We start from the raw sequence: 18,202 nt of genomic DNA, 5'->3' as shown, positions 1-18,202 counted from the left end.
TTGGTTTGACTACATTTCACTACGAGCGGAGCGATTACCCCGGCCGCATTCTAAACAACCCCGCACGAATTGCAAACCACAAAGCGGTGGGCGAATAACGCCCCATTCCATGGATCGGTTGACGCTTCACTGCAGCTGCAGCACGAACTGCACCAGTCCGGTCAACTCCTCGTCGCTTAGCGCCGGCTGGGGAGGCATCGCGATAGTGCCCCAATCCCCCTTGCCACCTTTGCGCACTTTGACCTCCACGGCAGCTTGAGCACCGGCTTGTCCACGGTACTTTTGCGCCACGGCCCTCCAGGCAGGCCCGACCATCTTCTTGTCCAGCGCATGGCAGGCCAGACAATTCTTCTTCCTTGCCAAAGCGAGCGCAGCCTCTTCGGAAAGACGTCCTGGCGGGGCAGGCTGTGTCACGGCTGCTGTTTCCTTCACCACGAGCTGCTCCGTCTTTTCCGGCCCCGCCATCGGCACCTCCACACCCTGCGTCGGGCTGACAACGGCGGGCTTCACCGCTTCCGGCATGCGTTGTACAGGCTGGGCGACTACGGGAGCCGCCACGAGCGCGGCCTGCTCCTGCTGTGGTGCAGGTTCAGCCGGGAGCCGCATCGTCTCTTCCTGAGCGGCGGGTTTCGCATCCGCTGCGGTGGGAGCAGCGGGACTTTGCTGCACATCCGGCTGACAGCCTGCGAAGACGAACAACACGGCTAACAAGCAGACTTTATTCATATCCATCTCCAATCAAATGTAAATAGCGAATCAGAGCACTTCGCCTTGCTCCAGCCAGTTCAGCAGGAATGGCCACTGCTCCAACTCGCGATGTGCCTGTGAGGGCGGCAGATCGAACAGCGTCTTGCCTTCAAAACCGGCGTTCACATAGGCCTGCGTCTCGCGCAGATAAGCGAGCACAGGCAAGTCCAGGCCTTTCAGGAATTGTTCCAGCGTCAGTGCTGCCCGTGTGCGCGGATCCATGCGCATGCCAACCACGCCGACGAATATCCTGCCTTTGCGGATCGCCTTCTCGTGATGCAGGGTCTCCAGAAAGTCGCGGCTGGCCTGGATATCGAACGCTGAGGGCGCGATGGGGACGATCACCCTGTGCACCAATTTCAAAGCATGCTCCAGGTTCTTGCCGTGCAGTCCCGCCGGGGAGTCGATCACCAGCCAATCCAGCGGCGCATCGTGCGCGCTCCCCGCTTGCATCAACTCGATACCCGGCAACTCCATCCCGCGTGCGGCGAGCCATTGCGTTGCAGACTTCTGGCGGTCCAGGTCCAGGATGGCGACGCGTTTGCCCTGCGTTGCCAGGTAGCCCGCGATATTGGTGGAAAGCGTGGTCTTGCCGCTGCCGCCTTTCGGATTCGCAATCAGGATCGCTTTCACGACACCCTCCCTATCACCGGTTCGTTACTTCTCCACTTGCGACACGTCCCGCACTGCGCCCTTGTCCGCGCTGGTCACCATCGCTGCGTAGGCGCGCAAGGCTGCCGAGATTTTCCGCGGACGCTCTGCGACCGGCTTCCAGGCCTTGCTGCCTTTCGCTTCCATCGCGGCACAACGCTTGGCCAGTTCGGCATCGGAGACCGCGAGATTGATGGTGCGATTCGGGATGTCGATCTCGATACGGTCGCCTTCCTGTACCAGACCGATCGCGCCGCCGCTGGCCGCTTCCGGCGAGGCGTGGCCGATGGAGAGGCCCGAGGTACCGCCGGAGAAGCGTCCGTCGGTGAGCAGCGCACAGGCTTTACCCAGCCCCTTGGACTTCAGGTACGAGGTCGGGTACAGCATCTCCTGCATGCCGGGGCCACCCTTGGGGCCCTCGTAACGGATGATCACCACATCGCCCGCCACGATCTGGTCGGCGAGGATGCCGGCGGTGGCCGCATCCTGACTTTCGAACACACGCGCGCGACCGCTGAACCTCAGAATGCTCTCGTCCACACCCGCAGTTTTGACGATGCAGCCGTCGAGCGCGATATTGCCGTGGAGCACCGCAAGGCCGCCGTCCTGCGAATAGGCGTGCACCTTGTCACGGATGCAGCCCTTGGCGCGGTCCGCATCCAGCTCTGGATACAGCATGGATTGCGAGAACGCGATGGTGGTGGCGATGCCGCCGGGCGCGGCACGGAAGAATCTCTTCACTTCCTCACTCTGTGTCTGCGCGATGTCCCATTGCTTCAGACTTTCGCGCAGGTTCGTGCTGTGCACCGTACCGACTTCTCCGTGCAGCAGCCCCGCCCTGTCCAGCTCGCCGAGGATCGCCGCGATACCGCCCGCGCGATGCACATCCTCCATGTGATACTCGGAAGAAGGTGCAACCTTGCACAGCGTCGGCACATGGCGCGACAGCCTGTCCATGTCCTTCATGGTGAAATCCACGCCCGCTTCGCGCGCTACTGCCAGCAGGTGCAGCACGGTGTTGGTCGATCCGCCCATGGCGATATCCAGCGTCATCGCGTTCTCGAACGCATCAAAAGTAGCGATGCTGCGCGGCAGGATGGATGCATCGTCCTGTTCGTAATAGCGTTTGCATAGCTCGACGATCAGGCGGCCCGCGCGCAGGAACAACTGCTTGCGCTCGGCATGCGTCGCCACCAGCGAGCCGTTGCCTGGCAATGACAAGCCCAAGGCTTCGGTCAGACAGTTCATCGAATTGGCGGTGAACATGCCGGAGCAGGAGCCGCAGGTGGGGCAGGCGGAACGCTCGATGGCATCCACCTCTTCATCGCTGATGCGGCTGTCGGCTGCAGCCACCATCGCGTCCACCAGATCGAGCCCCTTCACCTTGCCCTGCCAGTTGACCTTGCCAGCTTCCATCGGCCCGCCGGAGACAAATACCACCGGGATGTTCAGGCGCATGGCGGCCATCAGCATGCCGGGCGTGATCTTGTCGCAGTTGGAGATGCATACCAGCGCATCGGCGCAATGCGCGTTGCACATGTATTCAACGGAATCGGCGATCAGGTCGCGCGAAGGCAGCGAATACAGCATGCCGTCGTGCCCCATGGCGATGCCGTCGTCCACTGCGATGGTGTTGAATTCCTTGGCGATGCCGCCTGCCTTCTCGATCTCGCGCGCCACCAGCTGGCCCATGTCCTTGAGGTGCACATGACCCGGCACGAACTGGGTGAAGGAATTGGCGATGGCGATGATGGGCTTGCCGAAGTCGCCTTCGGTCATACCAGTGGCACGCCACAGTGAGCGGGCACCGGCCATGTTGCGGCCATGGGTGGAAGTACGGGAACGGTAATGCGGCATGTTCAGCCTCTCAGGCAACGTATAATTGGATTATTGATTCTACCCCATCTAAGGCTATGCTCGTTCATCCCCAATTCGATCCAGTCGCCCTGCAACTCGGCCCTTTCGGCATCCACTGGTACGGCCTGATGTACCTGCTTGGTTTTGCCACCTTCATCTGGCTGGGCCGCAGACGCCTGCGGGTGATGAACCGGCCCGCCTGGGATGCAAAGCTTCTGGATGATCTGCTGTTCTATGGTGTGCTGGGCGTGATACTGGGCGGGCGTTTGGGCGAGGTGCTGTTCTATGCCCCCGGCTATTACTTCTCCCACCCGCTGAAGATATTGGCGATATGGGAAGGCGGCATGTCCTTCCACGGCGGGTTTCTGGGTGTACTGGTCGCCATGGCGCTTTTCGCCCGCAGTCGCAAGCTGGAATGGCTGGCGCTGATGGATTTCATCGCACCGCTGGTACCGCCCGGCCTGGCTTTCGGGCGACTTGGCAACTTCATCAACGGAGAATTGTGGGGAAGGCCGACCGATCTGCCATGGGGCATGGTGTTCCCGCATGTAGATAATCTGGCACGCCACCCTTCGCAGTTATACGAATTCGCGCTGGAGGGTGTCGCGCTGTTCGCGCTGCTGTGGTGGTTCTCCAGCAAACCGCGCCCGGTCGGAGCGGTGTCGGGACTGTTCCTGATCGGCTATGGCAGTTTCCGCTTCCTCGGCGAGTTCACGCGCAATCCCGATGACGGCATCTTCGGCTTGATGACGTTCGGCGTCAGCATGGGCCAGTGGCTGAGCCTGCCGATGGTGCTGGCCGGCATCTGGCTGATGAAACGGGCCAGCGCGAAGCATGCGCCATGAGACGCATTCTGCTCGCACTCCTCCTTGTTACCGCGGGCGCTGCGCAGGCCGCAGCGCCCGGCTGGAAAACTTGTGCCGCCATCGAACAGGAGCAGGAGCGCCTCGCCTGTTATGACAAGCTCGCGGGGCATCGTTACCTGCAGCGCTCCGCACTTACCCGGGCATGGGACCTGGATGGTCTCGGCAACCCTGATTCAACCGGGGTGCGCAGACTGGAGCCATATCGAGCCAACCGCGTGATGGTGCATCACACCTCCCGCATCAATGCGCAGCCGGCATCCCCTGCCCACCCCGCTTCGGCACCAGTTGCCTACCAGCCGAACGAACTGAAGTTCCAGTTCAGCGCAAAATCCGAGATCGGCAATTTCCGCGAACTGGATCTACTGGGGTTGCAGAACTTCCGTCTGTGGGCCGGCTTCACCCAGCAATCCTATTGGCAACTGTTCAACGGCTCCCAATCCTCCCCGTTCCGGGAGACCGACTATGAACCCGAGCTCATCGGCACTTTCGGCACCGGACACAGCGAAGGCTGGAAATTGCTGAACATCGGCCTTACCCACCAATCGAACGGTCGTGGTGACAACCTGTCACGCAGCTGGAACAGGCTCTATACGCAGGGCGGCTGGGAATACGGCGACTATTACCTGTTGGCAAGAGGCTGGTGGCGCTTTCCCGAATCCGCCGCCAAGGATGACAACCCGGACATCCAGCAATATCTGGGCAGAGCGGAACTGGAAGCGCACTGGTCACCCGACTCGGATGATGAAGTGACCCTGCTGGCACGCAGCAACCTGTCTTTTGGTCAGCCGCGCGGCTATCTGCAGCTGGACTGGTCCACACCGGTGCGCTTCTGGCATCTCTCACATCTCAGTCTGCAGCTGGCCACAGGCTACGGACACAATCTGGTCGACTACAATCACAACCAGACCAGCTTCGCATTCGGTCTGACATTCAAGGACTGGTGAAGTTGACACTGCCTGACGCCCTCCCCGATACTCTCGCCCCATTCTTCAACAAGGTGTTCCGTTTTGGATGACATCTCACTGGGCGCGTTGTTCGGCATCCTGTTCGTCCTGCTGATCTGCAGCGCTTTCTTCTCCGGTTCAGAAACCAGCATGATGGCGGTCAATCGCTATCGCCTGAACACCTTGATGCGCAAAGGCAACCGCAGCGCGAAACTGGTCAACCAACTGCTGGGCAAGGTGGACAAGCTGCTCAGTTCCATCCTGCTTGGCAACACGCTGGTCAATGTGGCTGCCGCCGCTGTAGCCAACATCATCGTATTGCGAATATACGGCCAGGATGATCTGGCCATTCTGCTCGGCACCCTTGCCCTCACCTTTGTCTTGCTAGTATTCAGCGAGATCACCCCCAAAGTGCTGGCCGCCAGTTACCCTGAAAAGCTGGCGTTGCCGGCGAGTTACCTGCTTTCGCCGTTAATCACACTGTTCCACCCCGTCGTCTGGATCGCCGGCATGCTGGTCAAGATCCTGCTGCGCCTGTTCGGCATCAAGCTGCTGACCGACCAAAGCCGGTCGCGAGCCACGCTGGAGGAGTTGCGCTCCATGGTCCTCGAGGCGGACCATTACCTGCCCCATAAACATCAGAAGATGCTGCTGAATCTGGTCGATCTGGAGCGAATCACGGTGAACGATGTGATGATCCCACGCAACCAGATCGAATCATTGAACTTCGCCGCCGAGGCGGGAGAACTCAAACGCCAGATCATCACCAGCCACCATACGCTACTGCCGGTATATATGGACTCTCCCGGCAACATCATCGGCATACTGCATATCAAACGCGCGCTCTCCTTGCTGCAGGACGAGGTGCTGGACACCGACCAGTTGCGCGAGATACTGCACGCCCCCTACTTCATCCCTTCCGATACGCCACTATTGAAACAATTGCAGCAATTCCAGGAGCGCCAGACCCGACTCGGCCTGGTCGTCGACGAATACGGCGAATTGCTCGGTCTGGTCACATTGGAGAACATCCTGGAGGAGATCGTTGGTGATTTCACCACGCAGTCTCCCGCCCAGGGCGGGAAATACTTGCGACAGGAGGATGGCAGCTACCTGCTCGAAGGATCCAGCAGTCTGCGCGACCTCAATCGCAAACTTGGCATACACCTCCCGCTAGGTGGGGCAAAAACGCTCAACGGCTTGATCCTGGAACACCTCGAGGACATCCCCGAAGCGGGGACCAGTATGAAGATCGGTGACTATCCGATCGAGATCATCCAGACACAGGATCGGGCCATCAAGGTCGCCCGCATATTCCCGGCTCATTCCGGCAAACGCAAGGCAACGACTTGATCGCTTTACAAAGCCGGCAATGCCATGCATGATGCAAAAAGCCTTTATAATCCGACACGTTTAGAGTGGCGCTCATAATCAACCCAAACTCTGTCGGCGCAGTGTTCCAGTCGAGGGAAAGATGGCTATCGAAAAAACCGAGAAGATCAAAGAGATACTTTACCACTGGGAAGGCAAAGACAAGTCCGGCAAAGCCGTGAAGGGGGAGATGCGCGCGGCCGGGGAGGCCACCGTCTCGGCCCACCTGCGACGTCAGGGCATACAAGTCACCAAGGTCAAGAAGAGTTCGCAGGGGGGCGGCAAGGTCACTGACAAGGACATCACACTGTTCACCCGTCAGCTCGCCACCATGCTGAAGTCCGGTGTGCCGCTACTGCAAGCATTCGATATCGTCGGCAAAGGGCATGACAATCCGGCAGTCGCCCACTTGCTGATGGCGATCAAGACCGACATCGAGACCGGCAGCAGCCTCGAGCAGGCCTTTCGCAAATACCCGTTGTATTTCGATGACCTGTTCTGCAACCTGATCGGTGCCGGCGAGGCGGCGGGTATTCTGGACACCCTGCTTGACAGGCTGGCCACCTACAAGGAGAAGATCCAGGCGATCAAGGGCAAGATCAAATCCGCCCTTTTCTACCCAGTGTCCATCATCGTAATCGCATTCGCGATTACCGCAGTCATTATGATCTTCGTCATCCCGGCCTTTAAGGAACTCTTTAGTAATTTTGGTGCTGATTTGCCCGCTCCCACCCTGGTCGTCATGGGAATCTCCGATTTCTTCGTGGCATGGTGGTGGGCCATCTTCAGCACCATCGGCGGCACCCTCTATGGCTTCTTCTACGCTTGGAAACGCAACAAGAAGATGCAGCGTGCGATGGATCAGATCATGCTCAAACTGCCGATATTCGGCCCACTGGTCCGCAAAGCCACCATCGCCCGCTGGACGCGCACACTGTCCACCATGTTCGCAGCCGGTGTGCCGCTGGTGGAGGCTTTCGACTCGGTAGCGGGAGCTGCCGGCAACGCGGTGTACTACGACGCGACCAAGCAGATCCAGCGCGAAGTCACCTCCGGCAGCAGCTTGAATGCGGCCATGATCAATACCAATGCCTTCCCGGCCATGGTGTTGCAGATGGTAGCCATCGGCGAAGAGTCCGGTTCGATCGATTCGATGCTTTCCAAAGTCGCGGACTTCTTCGAAGCGGAGGTCGATGAGGCGGTGGAAGCCCTCTCCAGCCTGATGGAGCCCATCATCATGGTGGTGCTGGGTACGCTCATCGGAGGCATGGTGATTGCCATGTATCTGCCGATCTTCAAGATGGGCCAAGTGGTTTAATACGCAATCCGGCGCGGCCAGCCGCCGCGCCCATTCTCAAAAGACGTTCAGATGATCCTATTGCTGCAAGATAATCCTGCATTGTTCGTGACGGTCTGCGGCTTGCTCGGCCTGATGGTCGGCAGCTTCCTGAATGTCGTCATCCACCGCCTGCCCAAGATGATGGAGCGCGAATGGCATGCGCAATGCGCGGAACTTTCCGGCAAGCAGATTCCGGCAAGCCCCCGCTACAACCTGCTGGTACCGCGCTCAGCCTGCACGCATTGCCAGCACGCTATCGGCGCTTTGGAGAACATCCCTGTCATCAGTTATCTGATATTGCGCGGGAAATGCAAAGGATGCGGGGCTCGCATCTCGGCACGCTATCCCATAGTCGAATCTATAAGCGGATTGCTCTCAGCTTATGCCGCCTGGCACTTCGGCTTCGGCCTCGTAGCCGGTGCTGCGCTGATCATGGTCTGGGCACTCATCGCGCTCACCTTCATCGACTTCGACACACAGTTGCTGCCGGACGCCATCACGCTGCCACTGCTCTGGCTGGGACTGCTGCTCAACATCAACGCCACATTCACCTCGCTCGCCCATGCGGTCATCGGGGCGGCAGCCGGCTATCTGGTGCTGTGGAGCGTGTACTGGTTGTTCAAACTGGCTACCGGCAAGGAGGGCATGGGTTATGGCGACTTCAAGCTTCTTGCCGCCATCGGCGCATGGCTGGGATGGCAGCTGCTGCCGTTGACCATCCTGCTCTCCTCGCTGGTCGGTGCCGTTGTCGGCATCGCCCTGATCGTCATCGCGAAGCATGGCCGCAACATCCCTATCCCCTTCGGCCCTTATCTTGCCGGAGGGGGGCTGATCGCTTTGTTCTGGGGGCAGCCTCTGACCGAAAGTTATCTGCAACTCCTGTCAACGCCGTGATCGCCTGTTACGGCCTGACCGGCGGCATAGGTAGCGGTAAGAGCACCGTTGCCAAACTGTTCGAATCAAAAGGTGCCCGCATCGTCGACACCGATGTGATCTCCCACGATCTGACCGCCGCCAATGGGCTGGCATTGCCGGCCATACGGCAGGAGTTCGGCGACACGTTCATCGGCCAGGATGGCGCGCTCGACCGCGACAGGATGCGAACGCTGGTGTTCTCCGACAGGGCAGCCTTGCACAGACTGCAAGCCATCCTGCACCCCATGATCCTCGAACAGGCCAAATCTTGCGCCAACACACCGACCGGAGCCCCCTATACGCTGGTAGTGGTTCCGCTGCTGTTCGAAAGCGGACGCTACCGCGACTGGCTAAGCGGCGTGATCGTGGTGGATTGCCCTGAAGAACTGCAGATAGCACGCACCTTGCAGCGCAGCGCACTGGACGAGCCGACCGTGCGCGCAATCATGGCCCAGCAGCTGGACCGGGGCAGCCGGCTACGGCAAGCGGATGAGACCATACTGAACGACGGCAGCCTGATGCAACTCGAACACCGGGTCTGCGAAATGCATAAGCGCTTGGCAGGCTGCTGAAAAGCATTTGACGATATCCTGCACGGCCTATAATCTTTCGGTCAAAGTACACCGCCTCAAAACATCCGAAAAGTGATCAGTTACGAATTCCAGTTGAACGAACGTGTGCGCACCCTGTTGCGTCTGGAGGACCTGTTCTCGCGCATCCAGCGCTTCATCGCGCGCGAGGAATGCGAAGACCATCACGCGGCTCTCGGGGTATTGTTCGAGATACTCGAGGTCGCCAGCCGCGCCGATCTGAAATCGGAACTCCTGCAGGAACTGGAGAAGCAGAAGAAGGCTCTCAATGCTTTGCACAACAATCCCGCCATCTCCGAAGATGCACTGGATGCCATCCTGAACGAGATCGAAGCTGACTGTGGCAGGCTGCTGGACATCACCGGCAAGATCGGACAGCATTTGCGCGACAACGAATGGCTGATGGGCATCAAGCAACGAGCGGTCATCCCCGGCGGCGTTTGCGAATTCGACCTGCCCTCGTACCACTACTGGCAGAATCAATCGGTGCAAAAACGCCGCGGCGACCTGAACGACTGGCTGGCTCCCCTGCTCCCGCTCAGGGATGGCATAGACATCATGCTCAAGCTAATGCGTGAAAGTGGAAGGCACCACCGCTTCACCGCACACAACGGCACTTTCCAGCAGATGCAGGGCGGAAAGGTGGCGCAATTGCTGTGTGTCACACTGGATAAAACATTGCCCTGCGTTCCCGAGATCAGCGCCAACAAATACGCACTGAACATCCGGTTCATCTCTGCCAGCTTCAGCGCCAAGACCTCACTCTACGAACACGATGTGGACTTCGATCTGGTCTTCTGTTCCCTGCAATGAGCAAACCAATCATCGTCTCCTGCCCAACCTGCGGAAAAGAACACGCCTGGGACACGAGCAACCGTTTTCGTCCCTTTTGCAGCGAGCGTTGCCGCCTGATCGATCTTGGAAAATGGGCCAACGAGGAATATCGCGTCGAACAGCGCGAAAGGGATTCCGGCGATCAGGAGACCCAGGCCTGACGCAGTAGCGCGATACCGTAGGCACCGTGCTCCCAGGCAGTCTGCATATCGCCCTGTTGCAGCCCGCCCAAGGCGTACACGGGTATCGTTGCATCAGCCGCCACGGCAGCGAACCTGTCCCACCCCAGATGTTGCGCCCCCGGATGCGAGAGCGTCGGCAACACCGGCGACAGCACAGCAAAATCACAGCCTAGTGCCTCGGCACGTCGCAACTCTTCGATGTTGTGACATGATGCCGCGCACCATTCCACGGCAGGACGTTCTTTCAGCACAGCCAGCTGGGTCGAGGTCAATTGCACCCCATCCGCGCCCACTTGCCGTGCCATCTCCGCATCGCCATTGAGCAACACCTTTGCGCCGCCAGCATGCGCGAGTGCCACCACCTGCTGCGCCAAGGAACGTAACGCCACGCCGGACAGCTCTTTTTCACGTAGCTGAACAAGCTTCAAGCCCGCCTCCAGTCCGGCTTGCAGACGCGCCATGAATGTAGCAATGCCCAGCTCGGCTACATTGCTGATGGCATACATGTCCGGCAGCTCCAGCGCGCGCAGAATGGGCGTGTTCGCGGGCAGGACGGGGGCGACATCCACGCCCCCCGGCACCTGCCACGCGAACTGCTGCCCTTCATGTGCGTGCAACGCACCCGTCCATGCCGTCACGCGGAAGAATCTCAGGCGCACGGTCGCATGGGGATAGGTGAATACTCTGGTCAGCCAGGGGTAGGCTGTTTGAACCGTGATGCCGAGTTCTTCGCGCAACTCGCGCACCAGGGCATCATGGGCCGTCTCGCCGGCCTCGACCTTACCGCCGGGGAATTCCCAATAGCCTGCCCATATCTTGCCAGGAGGCCGTTGCGCAAGAAGGAAGCTGCCGTCTCGACGCTGCAGGACCGCAGCCGAAACTTCGACAACCTTATCTCTGGACATGCCGCCCGCACCAGTCGCGCGCGAACTGCCCCGCCACGCGGCCGCTGCGCGAACCGCGCAGCAAAGACCATTGCAGGACAGCGGTGCGCACTTCATCCGTCATCCCCGCTTTCCAGCCATGGTGCGCCAACCAGTGTGCGGCCACCGCCAGGTACTCATCCTGTGTGAAGGGGTAGAACGATATCCACAAACCGAAGCGCTCGGACAACGACACTTTCTCTTCCACGCTCTCCGCCGGATGTACCTCATCTCCGACATACTGTGTGGCCTGATTGTCCTGCATGGATTGCGGCATCAAGTGACGGCGGTTTGAGGTCGCGTAGATAAGCAGATTATCGGAGAAAGCGACAAGATCACCGTCCAGCGCAGCCTTGAGCGACTGATAGTCGGGTTCGTCGGCATTGAAGGACAGATCGTCGCAATACAGTATGAAACGCTCGGCCCGCCCCTGCACCAGCCCGATGATGTGCGACAGGTCGATCAGCCCCTGTTTGTCGATTTGAATGACACGCAGACCTTGTCCTGCATATTCGTTCAACAGCGCCTTCACCAGCGAAGACTTGCCTGTACCGCGCGCGCCAGTCAGAAGCACATTGTTCGCCGTGCCACCACGCACGAATTGCAGCGTATTCTGCTGGATGCGTTGCTTCTGGTCGGCTATGCCGAGCAGGTCGGAGAGCGCGATACGCTGGAAATTCAGGACGGGATGCAACACACGTTGCTGGTGGTCCCAGTGGAATGCGGCGGCAGATTGCCAATCGGGTGATTGCGGTTGCGCGCCGGGCAGGGTGTTTTCGAGGCGAACGAGCAAGCCTTCGGCACGGGAGAGAAACTTGTCCAGCTTATCCATAGAACTATTCCCCGTGCGGGAGCTGCAAATCAGCTTCTGTAGCTGGCGTTGATCTTCACGTAATCGTAAGAGAAGTCACACGTCCACAGCGTGGCGTTGGCTGCCCCGCGGTTCAGCACCACGCGTATGGTGATATCACTTTGCTTCATCACGCGCTGGCCGTCTTCTTCCTGATAACTCGCGGCACGACCGCCGTTCTCGGCCACCAGCACATCATCCAGATAGAGCTTCAATGTCGCGACATCGAGATCTCCCACGCCCGCATAGCCGATCGCTGCAAGAATGCGTCCGAGATTGGGATCAGAGGCGAAAAATGCTGTCTTGACCAGCGGCGAGTGTGCGATGGCGTAGCCGATCCTTTTGCACTCGGCCTCATCCTTGCCGCCCTCGACCTGGATGGTGATGAACTTGGTCGCGCCTTCACCGTCGCGCACGATGGCTTGCGCGAGTTCGGTCGCCACATCGGTAATGACGGCCTGCATCGCAGCACGGCTCACCGCATCGATGTTCACGCAATTCTTGCCGGTCGCGATCAGCATCAACGCATCGTTGGTGGAGGTGTCTCCGTCCACGGTGATGCAATTGAAAGACTTGTTCGCGGCTTCGCGCACCATCTCTTGCAGCAAGGGCTGCGCGATGGCGGCATCGGTGGCGATATAGCCCAGCATGGTGGCCATGTTGGGATGGATCATGCCGGAACCTTTGGAGATGCCAGTGACGGTGACAGTCTTGCCGTTGATCTGCACCTGCTTCGACACCGCCTTGGCGACGATGTCGGTGGTCATGATCGCCTGCGAGGCGTCGAACCAGTTGTCGGCTTTCAGATTGGCGATGGCCTGCGGCATGCCCGCGACGATCTTCTCGACGGGCAGCGGCTCCATGATGACGCCTGTGGAATACGGCAGCACCTGATCGGGCGCACAACCCAGTAGCCTGGCCAGTTCGGTGCAGGTGGTGCGCGCGGCATTCATGCCCTGCTCGCCGGTGCCTGCATTGGCATTACCCGTATTCACGACCAGCGCCCGGATTCCCTTGCCTGTAGCCAGATGCTGCTTGGCCACGGTGACCGGCGCGGCGCAGAAGCGGTTGGTGGTGAACACACCGGCGATCGTCGCGCCGTCGTCCAGCTTGATGACCAGCAGATCCTTGCGGTTGGCGCGCTTGATGCCCGCCTCGGCGATACCCAAAGAGACGCCCGCAACGGGCAACAGTTGTGCCGCAACCGGCGCGGAAAGATTCACAGGCATGATGATGATTTCAGAGGTGGCGACCGGTCTTGTACAGATAATTGGTCATTTCGACCGACTGTGCATTCATGCGGCGCACGATGCCATGGGTATGGCGAACAATGCCTCGCATCACGTAATAGACGATAGCGGGTTGTGTGTTCAACAACGATTCGAGCCTGCAACGATCGAGCAGCAACACCTTGCAATCGGTCTTCGCGGTGATGGTGGCGCTGATCTGCGAAGCATTGCCGCCCACAAAAGTGATTATCCCCGCCAAGTCGCCCGGCTGCAGCAGATGCAGGGTGGCTTGCTCGTTGCCGATGTTCGCGGTCGCCTCGACTTCGCCGCTGGCCAGCATGACCAATGAATTCTTCAGCTTCTCCTCGCCCGGACGCAACAGACTCTCGCCCGCCTTGAATTCGCGCACCTCGAACAGCTGTCCCAGCGTTTCGATCTCGGCGTCGCGCAACTCTTCGGTCAGCGTCGAATTGTGCAGCGTCTGCAGAATCATTTGATCCGTACCCATCTTTGGTCTCCCTAGATTAATCAGTTCAGTTTGCCGTGGCACTGCTTGTACTTCTTGCCGGAGCCACAGGGACACGGGTCGTTCCGTCCGACCTTCTCCGTCCCCCGCACGAACGGCTTATGTTCGGCGTCTGCGCCGCCCCCGGATGCCAGAGCTTCCTCATAGGCCGCATGATGATACTGCACATTTTCCGGGGTGTGGGGCGCTTCGGCCGCCTGCACCGCCTCTTCGCTGCGGATCTGCACGTTCATCAGCGTCTGGGTCACATCTCGCTTGATGCCGTCCAGCATGGCCGAGAACAACTCGAATGCCTCGCGCTTGTATTCCTGCTTGGGATTCTTCTGCGCGTAACCGCGCAAATGGATACCCTGACGCAGATGATCCAGCGAAGCCAGGTGCTCGCGCCAATGCTGGTCCACACTCTGCAACATCACGATGCGTTCATAGCCATGCATCACCTCGGCACTGACCTGATCGACCTTTTCCTGGTACTGTCGGCTTGCCGCTTCGGCGATGCGCGCAGCCAGTCCCTCTGCATCCAGTTGCTTGTCCTGCTCCATCCACTCCACGACAGGCAGATGCAGCTGGAATTCCGCAGCCAAGGCCCTCTCCAGTCCGTGCACATCCCACTGCTCTTCCATGCTGCCGGGCGGCAGATGCAGCTCGACCAGTTCGCGTAGCACTCCGCCGCGCATCGCAGTGATGGTCTCGCTGATATCCGTACTTTCCAGCAATTCCGCTCGTTGCTGGTAGATCACTTTGCGCTGATCGTTAGCCACATCATCGTACTCAAGGATCTGCTTGCGCATATCGAAGTTCCGCGCCTCGACCTTGCGCTGAGCGTTCTCGATGGCGCGCGTCACCCAGACGTGTTCGATGGCCTCACCTTCCGGCAACTTGAACCGGTTCATGATCGCAGCCACACGGTCGGAGGCGAAGATACGCAACAGGGAATCTTCCAGCGACAGGTAGAAGCGGCTGGAACCCGGATCGCCTTGGCGGCCGGAGCGTCCGCGCAACTGGTTGTCCACCCGGCGCGACTCGTGGCGTTCGGTACCGATGATGTGCAGACCGCCGCTGGCCAATACCTGCTCGTGTACCGGCTGCCATGCAGCGCGCAATTCGGCCACACGCTTCTCCCGTGTTTCCGCATCAAGGCTCTCGTCCATGCGCACCAGCTCGATCGGCTTCTCCACATTGCCGCCGAGCACGATATCGGTACCGCGACCGGCCATATTGGTGGCGATAGTGATCATGCCGGGACGGCCAGCCTGCGCGACGATCTCGGCCTCGCGGGCATGTTGTTTGGCGTTCAGCACCTGGTGCGGTAAACCGGCCTTCTGCATCAGGCCGGACAACAACTCCGAGGTCTCAATGGAAGTGGTGCCGACCAGCACCGGTTGACCGCGCTTGTGGCAATCGCGCACATCTGCGATGACAGCGGCATACTTCTCCTTGGCAGTCAGGTATACCTTGTCCATCAGATCCTGGCGTACGGTAGGACGATGCGGCGGGACGATGACCGTTTCCAGGTTGTAGATGGACTGGAACTCGAACGCCTCGGTGTCCGCCGTACCGGTCATGCCGGACAGGCGGCTGTACATGCGGAAATAGTTCTGGAATGTGATGGAGGCCAGCGTCTGGTTCTCCTTCTGGATCGCCACTCCTTCCTTGGCCTCGACCGCCTGATGCAGACCGTCGGACCAGCGGCGCCCCGCCATCAGTCGGCCGGTGAATTCGTCGACGATCACCACCTCGCCATTCTGGATGACATAGTGCTGGTCACGATGGAACAGATTGTGTGCCCGCAACGCTGCATACAGATGATGGATCAGCGTGATGTTCGCGGGGTCGTACAAGCTGCCGCCGGCCGGCAGCAGGCCCGCCCGGGACAGCAACTGCTCGGCATGCTCATGTCCGGTCTCGCTCAGCAGTATCTGGTGGCTCTTCTCATCCACGCTGTAATCTCCGGGGGCCTCGTCGTCTGCCTGGCGGACCAGTTCGGGTGCCAGTGCGTTGACCCGCACATAGATGTCCACGTTGTCTTCCGCCTGACCGGAGATGATCAGCGGGGTGCGCGCCTCGTCGATCAGAATGGAGTCTACCTCGTCCACGATGGCGAAATTCAGTCCGCGCTGGAAACGGTCTTCGGCCCGCGCTGCCATATTGTCGCGCAGGTAGTCGAAGCCGAACTCGTTGTTGGTACCGTAAGTGATGTCGGCGCTGTAGGCAGCCAGCTTGTCTGCGTGATCCATATTGGACAGGATGACGCCGACGGATAAACCGAGGAAACGGTACAGACGCCCCATCCACTCCGCGTCGCGCGAAGCCAGATAATCGTTCACCGTCACCACGTGCACCCCCTTGCCGGACAGGGCGTTGAGGTAGGCAGGCAGGGTCGCCATCAGGGTCTTGCCCTCGCCGGTGCGCATCTCGGCGATCTTGCCGTAATGCAACACCATGCCGCCGATCAACTGCACATCGAAGTGCCGCATCTGCAACACGCGCCGACTGCCTTCTCGCACCACGGCGAACGCTTCCGGCAACAGTGCATCCAGCGTCTCGCCTTTGCCGACGCGCTGCCTGAACTCGTCAGTCTTGGCCTGCAACGCCTCGTCTGATAGCGCCTGGACAGCAGGCTCAAGCGCATTGATGCGTGCGATCGTCTGGCGATATTGTTTGAGCAAGCGGTCATTGCGGCTGCCGAAGACGGATTTCAACAATTTGGAGATCATGCTTGTATTTTCTGTGACGATTGTTGCGAACAAATAAAAAAGGGTGAGGCACTCACCTCACCCCTGCCGTAATGGAACCTGCCTCAACTGGCTGCTTTTTCCAGGAAGCGCACCGGATTCTGAGCCGTCCCCTTGTATCTCACTTCGAAATGCAGGTGATTGCCTGTGGAACGCCCGGTGCTACCGACTCTTGCGATCTCGTGCCCGCGCCGGACGACCTCGCCGACCTTGACCAGCAGTCTGGAAGCATGCGCATAACGGGTGATGATCTGGTTACCGTGATCTATCTCGACCATATTACCATACTGGGGATGCATGCCCGCGAACACCACGACGCCGCCCGCCGAGGCGTACACCGGGGTACCCGCCGGCACCATATAGTCCACCCCTTCATGCATCGCGTTCTTTCCGGTGAAAGGGTCGATACGCCAGCCGAAGTTGGAGGAATACCAGCTCACCGTGATCGGCGCCACCGAGGGCAGCATCTTCTTGTCCAGTTTGTCCTGTTGCAACAAAGTCTCGAGTGCCACCAGCTTGTCACTCCTGTCTCCAAGCAGCGCATCCAGGTCAGCCATCTGTTGCATCATCGTCTCAAGCGAGATGTCCTGCTGCGGAGGGACCGTCAGCAGTGGGCCGCCCTGTGCCGGCTTCTGGCCGAAGGAGAACTCCTGCGGCTTCATTCCGCTCAGTTTGGCCAGACGCGCACCCAACCCATCGAGACGCTGCAGTTGCGCCTGCATCTGCCCCAATCGCACCGCCATCGCATCCAGGCTCTGGCGCATGAACAACTCCTGCTTGCGCAATTCCTCGTCCTGCGCACTGGCCAGCCAGTCGCGCAATTCATTGCTGATGGAGCCGGACTGGAAGCGCACGATGGCATACTGCGCCATCAACACGGCAGCGACGAACAAGCCCAGCGCAGCCAATGCAGCCAGCGCCATATGGGTGCCGGTCAGCGTCAGACTGCGCGCTTTTGCAGAACTGTTCGAAACTAGAATAATATTCATGCATACACTCCCTACGAGATCCCGATCGACTGTGCCCGACCGCCTGAACGACTTTCTGGACTCCGATCCAAAGCTGAAGCAACTTGCACTGGCGGCGCGCCAGCTGGTGTGGTTACAGCATCAATATCGGGCCATCGCGCCGCCATCCCTGCTCAAGGGCAGCCGCGTGTTGCGCTTCGAAAACAATCATCTGACATTGGCCGCCGACAACGGCGCGATCGCCAGCAAACTCAAGCAACTCGCCCCCCTATTGATTTCTTCATTTCGAACAAGGGGATGCGAGGTTACTGGAATTCAAACACAGGTGCAAGTGAACGCCGCCCCGCCCGCGAAGCCGTTGCCACCCAAGGAGATCGGCGAACAAGGCCGCGTTGCACTGGATGAGTTGGCGCACGATCTGCCGGAGGGCGACCTGCGATCGGCCATTGAACGTCTGGCGCACATAAGGCGCTAAGCTAAGACGCGCCAGGCAACCAGCCCGAAGTGCTCCAACGCATACAGCACCGCAAATACCAGTAAAAGGAACACCAAGTAACGCAAGATTTGTTTGATGAAGGCCAGATAACGCACTTCCCGCGTAAAAAGATAGGCCACCGCCGAAACTGCCATCAGTAGCACTGACAGCAGCAAAACCAATCGAATCAGCATAGCAGC

General features: G+C 59.5%; 19 protein-coding genes. 9 read left to right on the top strand and 10 right to left on the bottom strand.

Annotation, left to right across the window (positions count from 1 at the left end):
* Positions 1–126: 126 nt before the first annotated feature.
* Genes ACYPYQ_RS02760 through ilvD form a run of 3 tightly spaced genes read right to left on the bottom strand, consistent with a single transcriptional unit; the run spans position 127 to position 3,255 of the window.
* The gene (locus ACYPYQ_RS02760; RefSeq protein WP_459719171.1) at positions 127–726 is read right to left on the bottom strand and encodes a c-type cytochrome; all 600 of its coding nucleotides are present in this window, start codon (positions 724–726) and stop codon (positions 127–129) included.
* Between the two features lie 30 nt (positions 727–756).
* Positions 757–1,380: a nucleotide-binding protein gene (locus tag ACYPYQ_RS02755; RefSeq protein WP_459719165.1), complete on the bottom strand. Its 624-nt coding sequence runs from the start codon at positions 1,378–1,380 to the stop codon at positions 757–759.
* 24 nt (positions 1,381–1,404) lie between these two features.
* Positions 1,405–3,255 carry a dihydroxy-acid dehydratase gene (gene ilvD / locus ACYPYQ_RS02750; RefSeq protein ID WP_459719162.1) on the bottom strand — a complete coding sequence of 617 codons (1,851 nt, stop codon included), beginning with the start codon at positions 3,253–3,255 and terminating at the stop codon, positions 1,405–1,407.
* 56 nt (positions 3,256–3,311) lie between these two features.
* Here ilvD and lgt point away from each other — a divergent pair, with 56 nt between their 5' ends.
* From lgt to yacG, 8 genes are all read left to right on the top strand, one after another.
* The gene (gene lgt / locus ACYPYQ_RS02745; protein ID WP_459719158.1) at positions 3,312–4,100 is read left to right on the top strand and encodes a prolipoprotein diacylglyceryl transferase; all 789 of its coding nucleotides are present in this window, start codon (positions 3,312–3,314) and stop codon (positions 4,098–4,100) included.
* The gene (locus tag ACYPYQ_RS02740) at positions 4,097–5,065 is read left to right on the top strand and encodes a phospholipase A (RefSeq protein WP_459719155.1); all 969 of its coding nucleotides are present in this window, start codon (positions 4,097–4,099) and stop codon (positions 5,063–5,065) included. Before lgt ends, ACYPYQ_RS02740 begins: the two co-directional genes overlap by 4 nt.
* Positions 5,066–5,128: 63 nt before the next feature.
* Complete coding sequence (locus tag ACYPYQ_RS02735) at positions 5,129–6,418, top strand: HlyC/CorC family transporter (RefSeq protein ID WP_459719149.1); 1,290 nt, start codon at positions 5,129–5,131, stop codon at positions 6,416–6,418.
* Between the two features lie 121 nt (positions 6,419–6,539).
* The gene (locus ACYPYQ_RS02730) at positions 6,540–7,754 is read left to right on the top strand and encodes a type II secretion system F family protein (RefSeq protein ID WP_459719145.1); all 1,215 of its coding nucleotides are present in this window, start codon (positions 6,540–6,542) and stop codon (positions 7,752–7,754) included.
* A gap of 51 nt (positions 7,755–7,805) precedes the next feature.
* Positions 7,806–8,669: a prepilin peptidase gene (locus tag ACYPYQ_RS02725; RefSeq protein WP_459719141.1), complete on the top strand. Its 864-nt coding sequence runs from the start codon at positions 7,806–7,808 to the stop codon at positions 8,667–8,669.
* On the top strand, positions 8,666–9,262 hold the full coding sequence (gene coaE, locus ACYPYQ_RS02720; protein WP_459719138.1) for a dephospho-CoA kinase: 597 nt from the start codon (positions 8,666–8,668) through the stop codon (positions 9,260–9,262). The genes ACYPYQ_RS02725 and coaE overlap by 4 nt, the downstream gene beginning before the upstream one ends.
* 72 nt (positions 9,263–9,334) lie before the next feature.
* On the top strand, positions 9,335–10,093 hold the full coding sequence (zapD, locus tag ACYPYQ_RS02715) for a cell division protein ZapD (RefSeq protein ID WP_459719135.1): 759 nt from the start codon (positions 9,335–9,337) through the stop codon (positions 10,091–10,093).
* Positions 10,090–10,275, top strand: coding sequence for a DNA gyrase inhibitor YacG (gene yacG, locus ACYPYQ_RS02710; RefSeq protein WP_459719132.1), 186 nt, complete (start codon positions 10,090–10,092; stop codon positions 10,273–10,275). The genes zapD and yacG overlap by 4 nt, the downstream gene beginning before the upstream one ends.
* On the opposite strand, the gene ACYPYQ_RS02705 is transcribed toward yacG, so the two are convergent.
* The 6 genes from ACYPYQ_RS02705 to ACYPYQ_RS02680 form a co-directional block, all read right to left on the bottom strand.
* On the bottom strand, positions 10,257–11,201 hold the full coding sequence (locus ACYPYQ_RS02705; RefSeq protein ID WP_459719129.1) for a Nudix family hydrolase: 945 nt from the start codon (positions 11,199–11,201) through the stop codon (positions 10,257–10,259). The two genes, yacG and ACYPYQ_RS02705, sit on opposite strands and share 19 nt — an antisense overlap.
* A complete protein-coding gene (locus ACYPYQ_RS02700; protein ID WP_459719127.1) occupies positions 11,188–12,051 on the bottom strand; it encodes an ATP-binding protein in 864 nt (287 codons plus the stop codon). The genes ACYPYQ_RS02705 and ACYPYQ_RS02700 overlap by 14 nt, the downstream gene beginning before the upstream one ends.
* 29 nt (positions 12,052–12,080) lie before the next feature.
* Positions 12,081–13,298 (bottom strand): bifunctional glutamate N-acetyltransferase/amino-acid acetyltransferase ArgJ, encoded by a 1,218-nt coding sequence (gene argJ, locus ACYPYQ_RS02695; protein ID WP_459719124.1) that lies wholly within the window; start codon positions 13,296–13,298, stop codon positions 12,081–12,083.
* A 10-nt stretch (positions 13,299–13,308) separates the two neighbouring features.
* Positions 13,309–13,806, bottom strand: a complete 498-nt coding sequence (locus ACYPYQ_RS02690; protein ID WP_459719121.1) for a Crp/Fnr family transcriptional regulator — start codon at positions 13,804–13,806, stop codon at positions 13,309–13,311.
* A gap of 20 nt (positions 13,807–13,826) precedes the next feature.
* Positions 13,827–16,541, bottom strand: coding sequence for a preprotein translocase subunit SecA (secA, locus tag ACYPYQ_RS02685; protein ID WP_459719118.1), 2,715 nt, complete (start codon positions 16,539–16,541; stop codon positions 13,827–13,829).
* 83 nt (positions 16,542–16,624) lie between these two features.
* Entirely contained in the window at positions 16,625–17,548 is a 924-nt protein-coding gene (locus ACYPYQ_RS02680) for a M23 family metallopeptidase (protein WP_459719116.1), read from the bottom strand.
* Between ACYPYQ_RS02680 and ACYPYQ_RS02675 the strand changes: the two genes are divergently transcribed.
* Positions 17,547–18,002 (top strand): DciA family protein, encoded by a 456-nt coding sequence (locus tag ACYPYQ_RS02675; protein ID WP_459719113.1) that lies wholly within the window; start codon positions 17,547–17,549, stop codon positions 18,000–18,002. The two genes, ACYPYQ_RS02680 and ACYPYQ_RS02675, sit on opposite strands and share 2 nt — an antisense overlap.
* On the opposite strand, the gene ACYPYQ_RS02670 is transcribed toward ACYPYQ_RS02675, so the two are convergent.
* Positions 17,999–18,196 carry a hypothetical protein gene (locus ACYPYQ_RS02670; protein WP_459719110.1) on the bottom strand — a complete coding sequence of 66 codons (198 nt, stop codon included), beginning with the start codon at positions 18,194–18,196 and terminating at the stop codon, positions 17,999–18,001. The two genes, ACYPYQ_RS02675 and ACYPYQ_RS02670, sit on opposite strands and share 4 nt — an antisense overlap.
* Positions 18,197–18,202: the final 6 nt, after the last annotated feature.

Source organism: Sideroxyarcus sp. TK5 (assembly GCF_054601595.1).
Note: the sequence above shows the minus strand (reverse complement) of the source record. Positions and strands in the feature narration are given on the sequence as shown.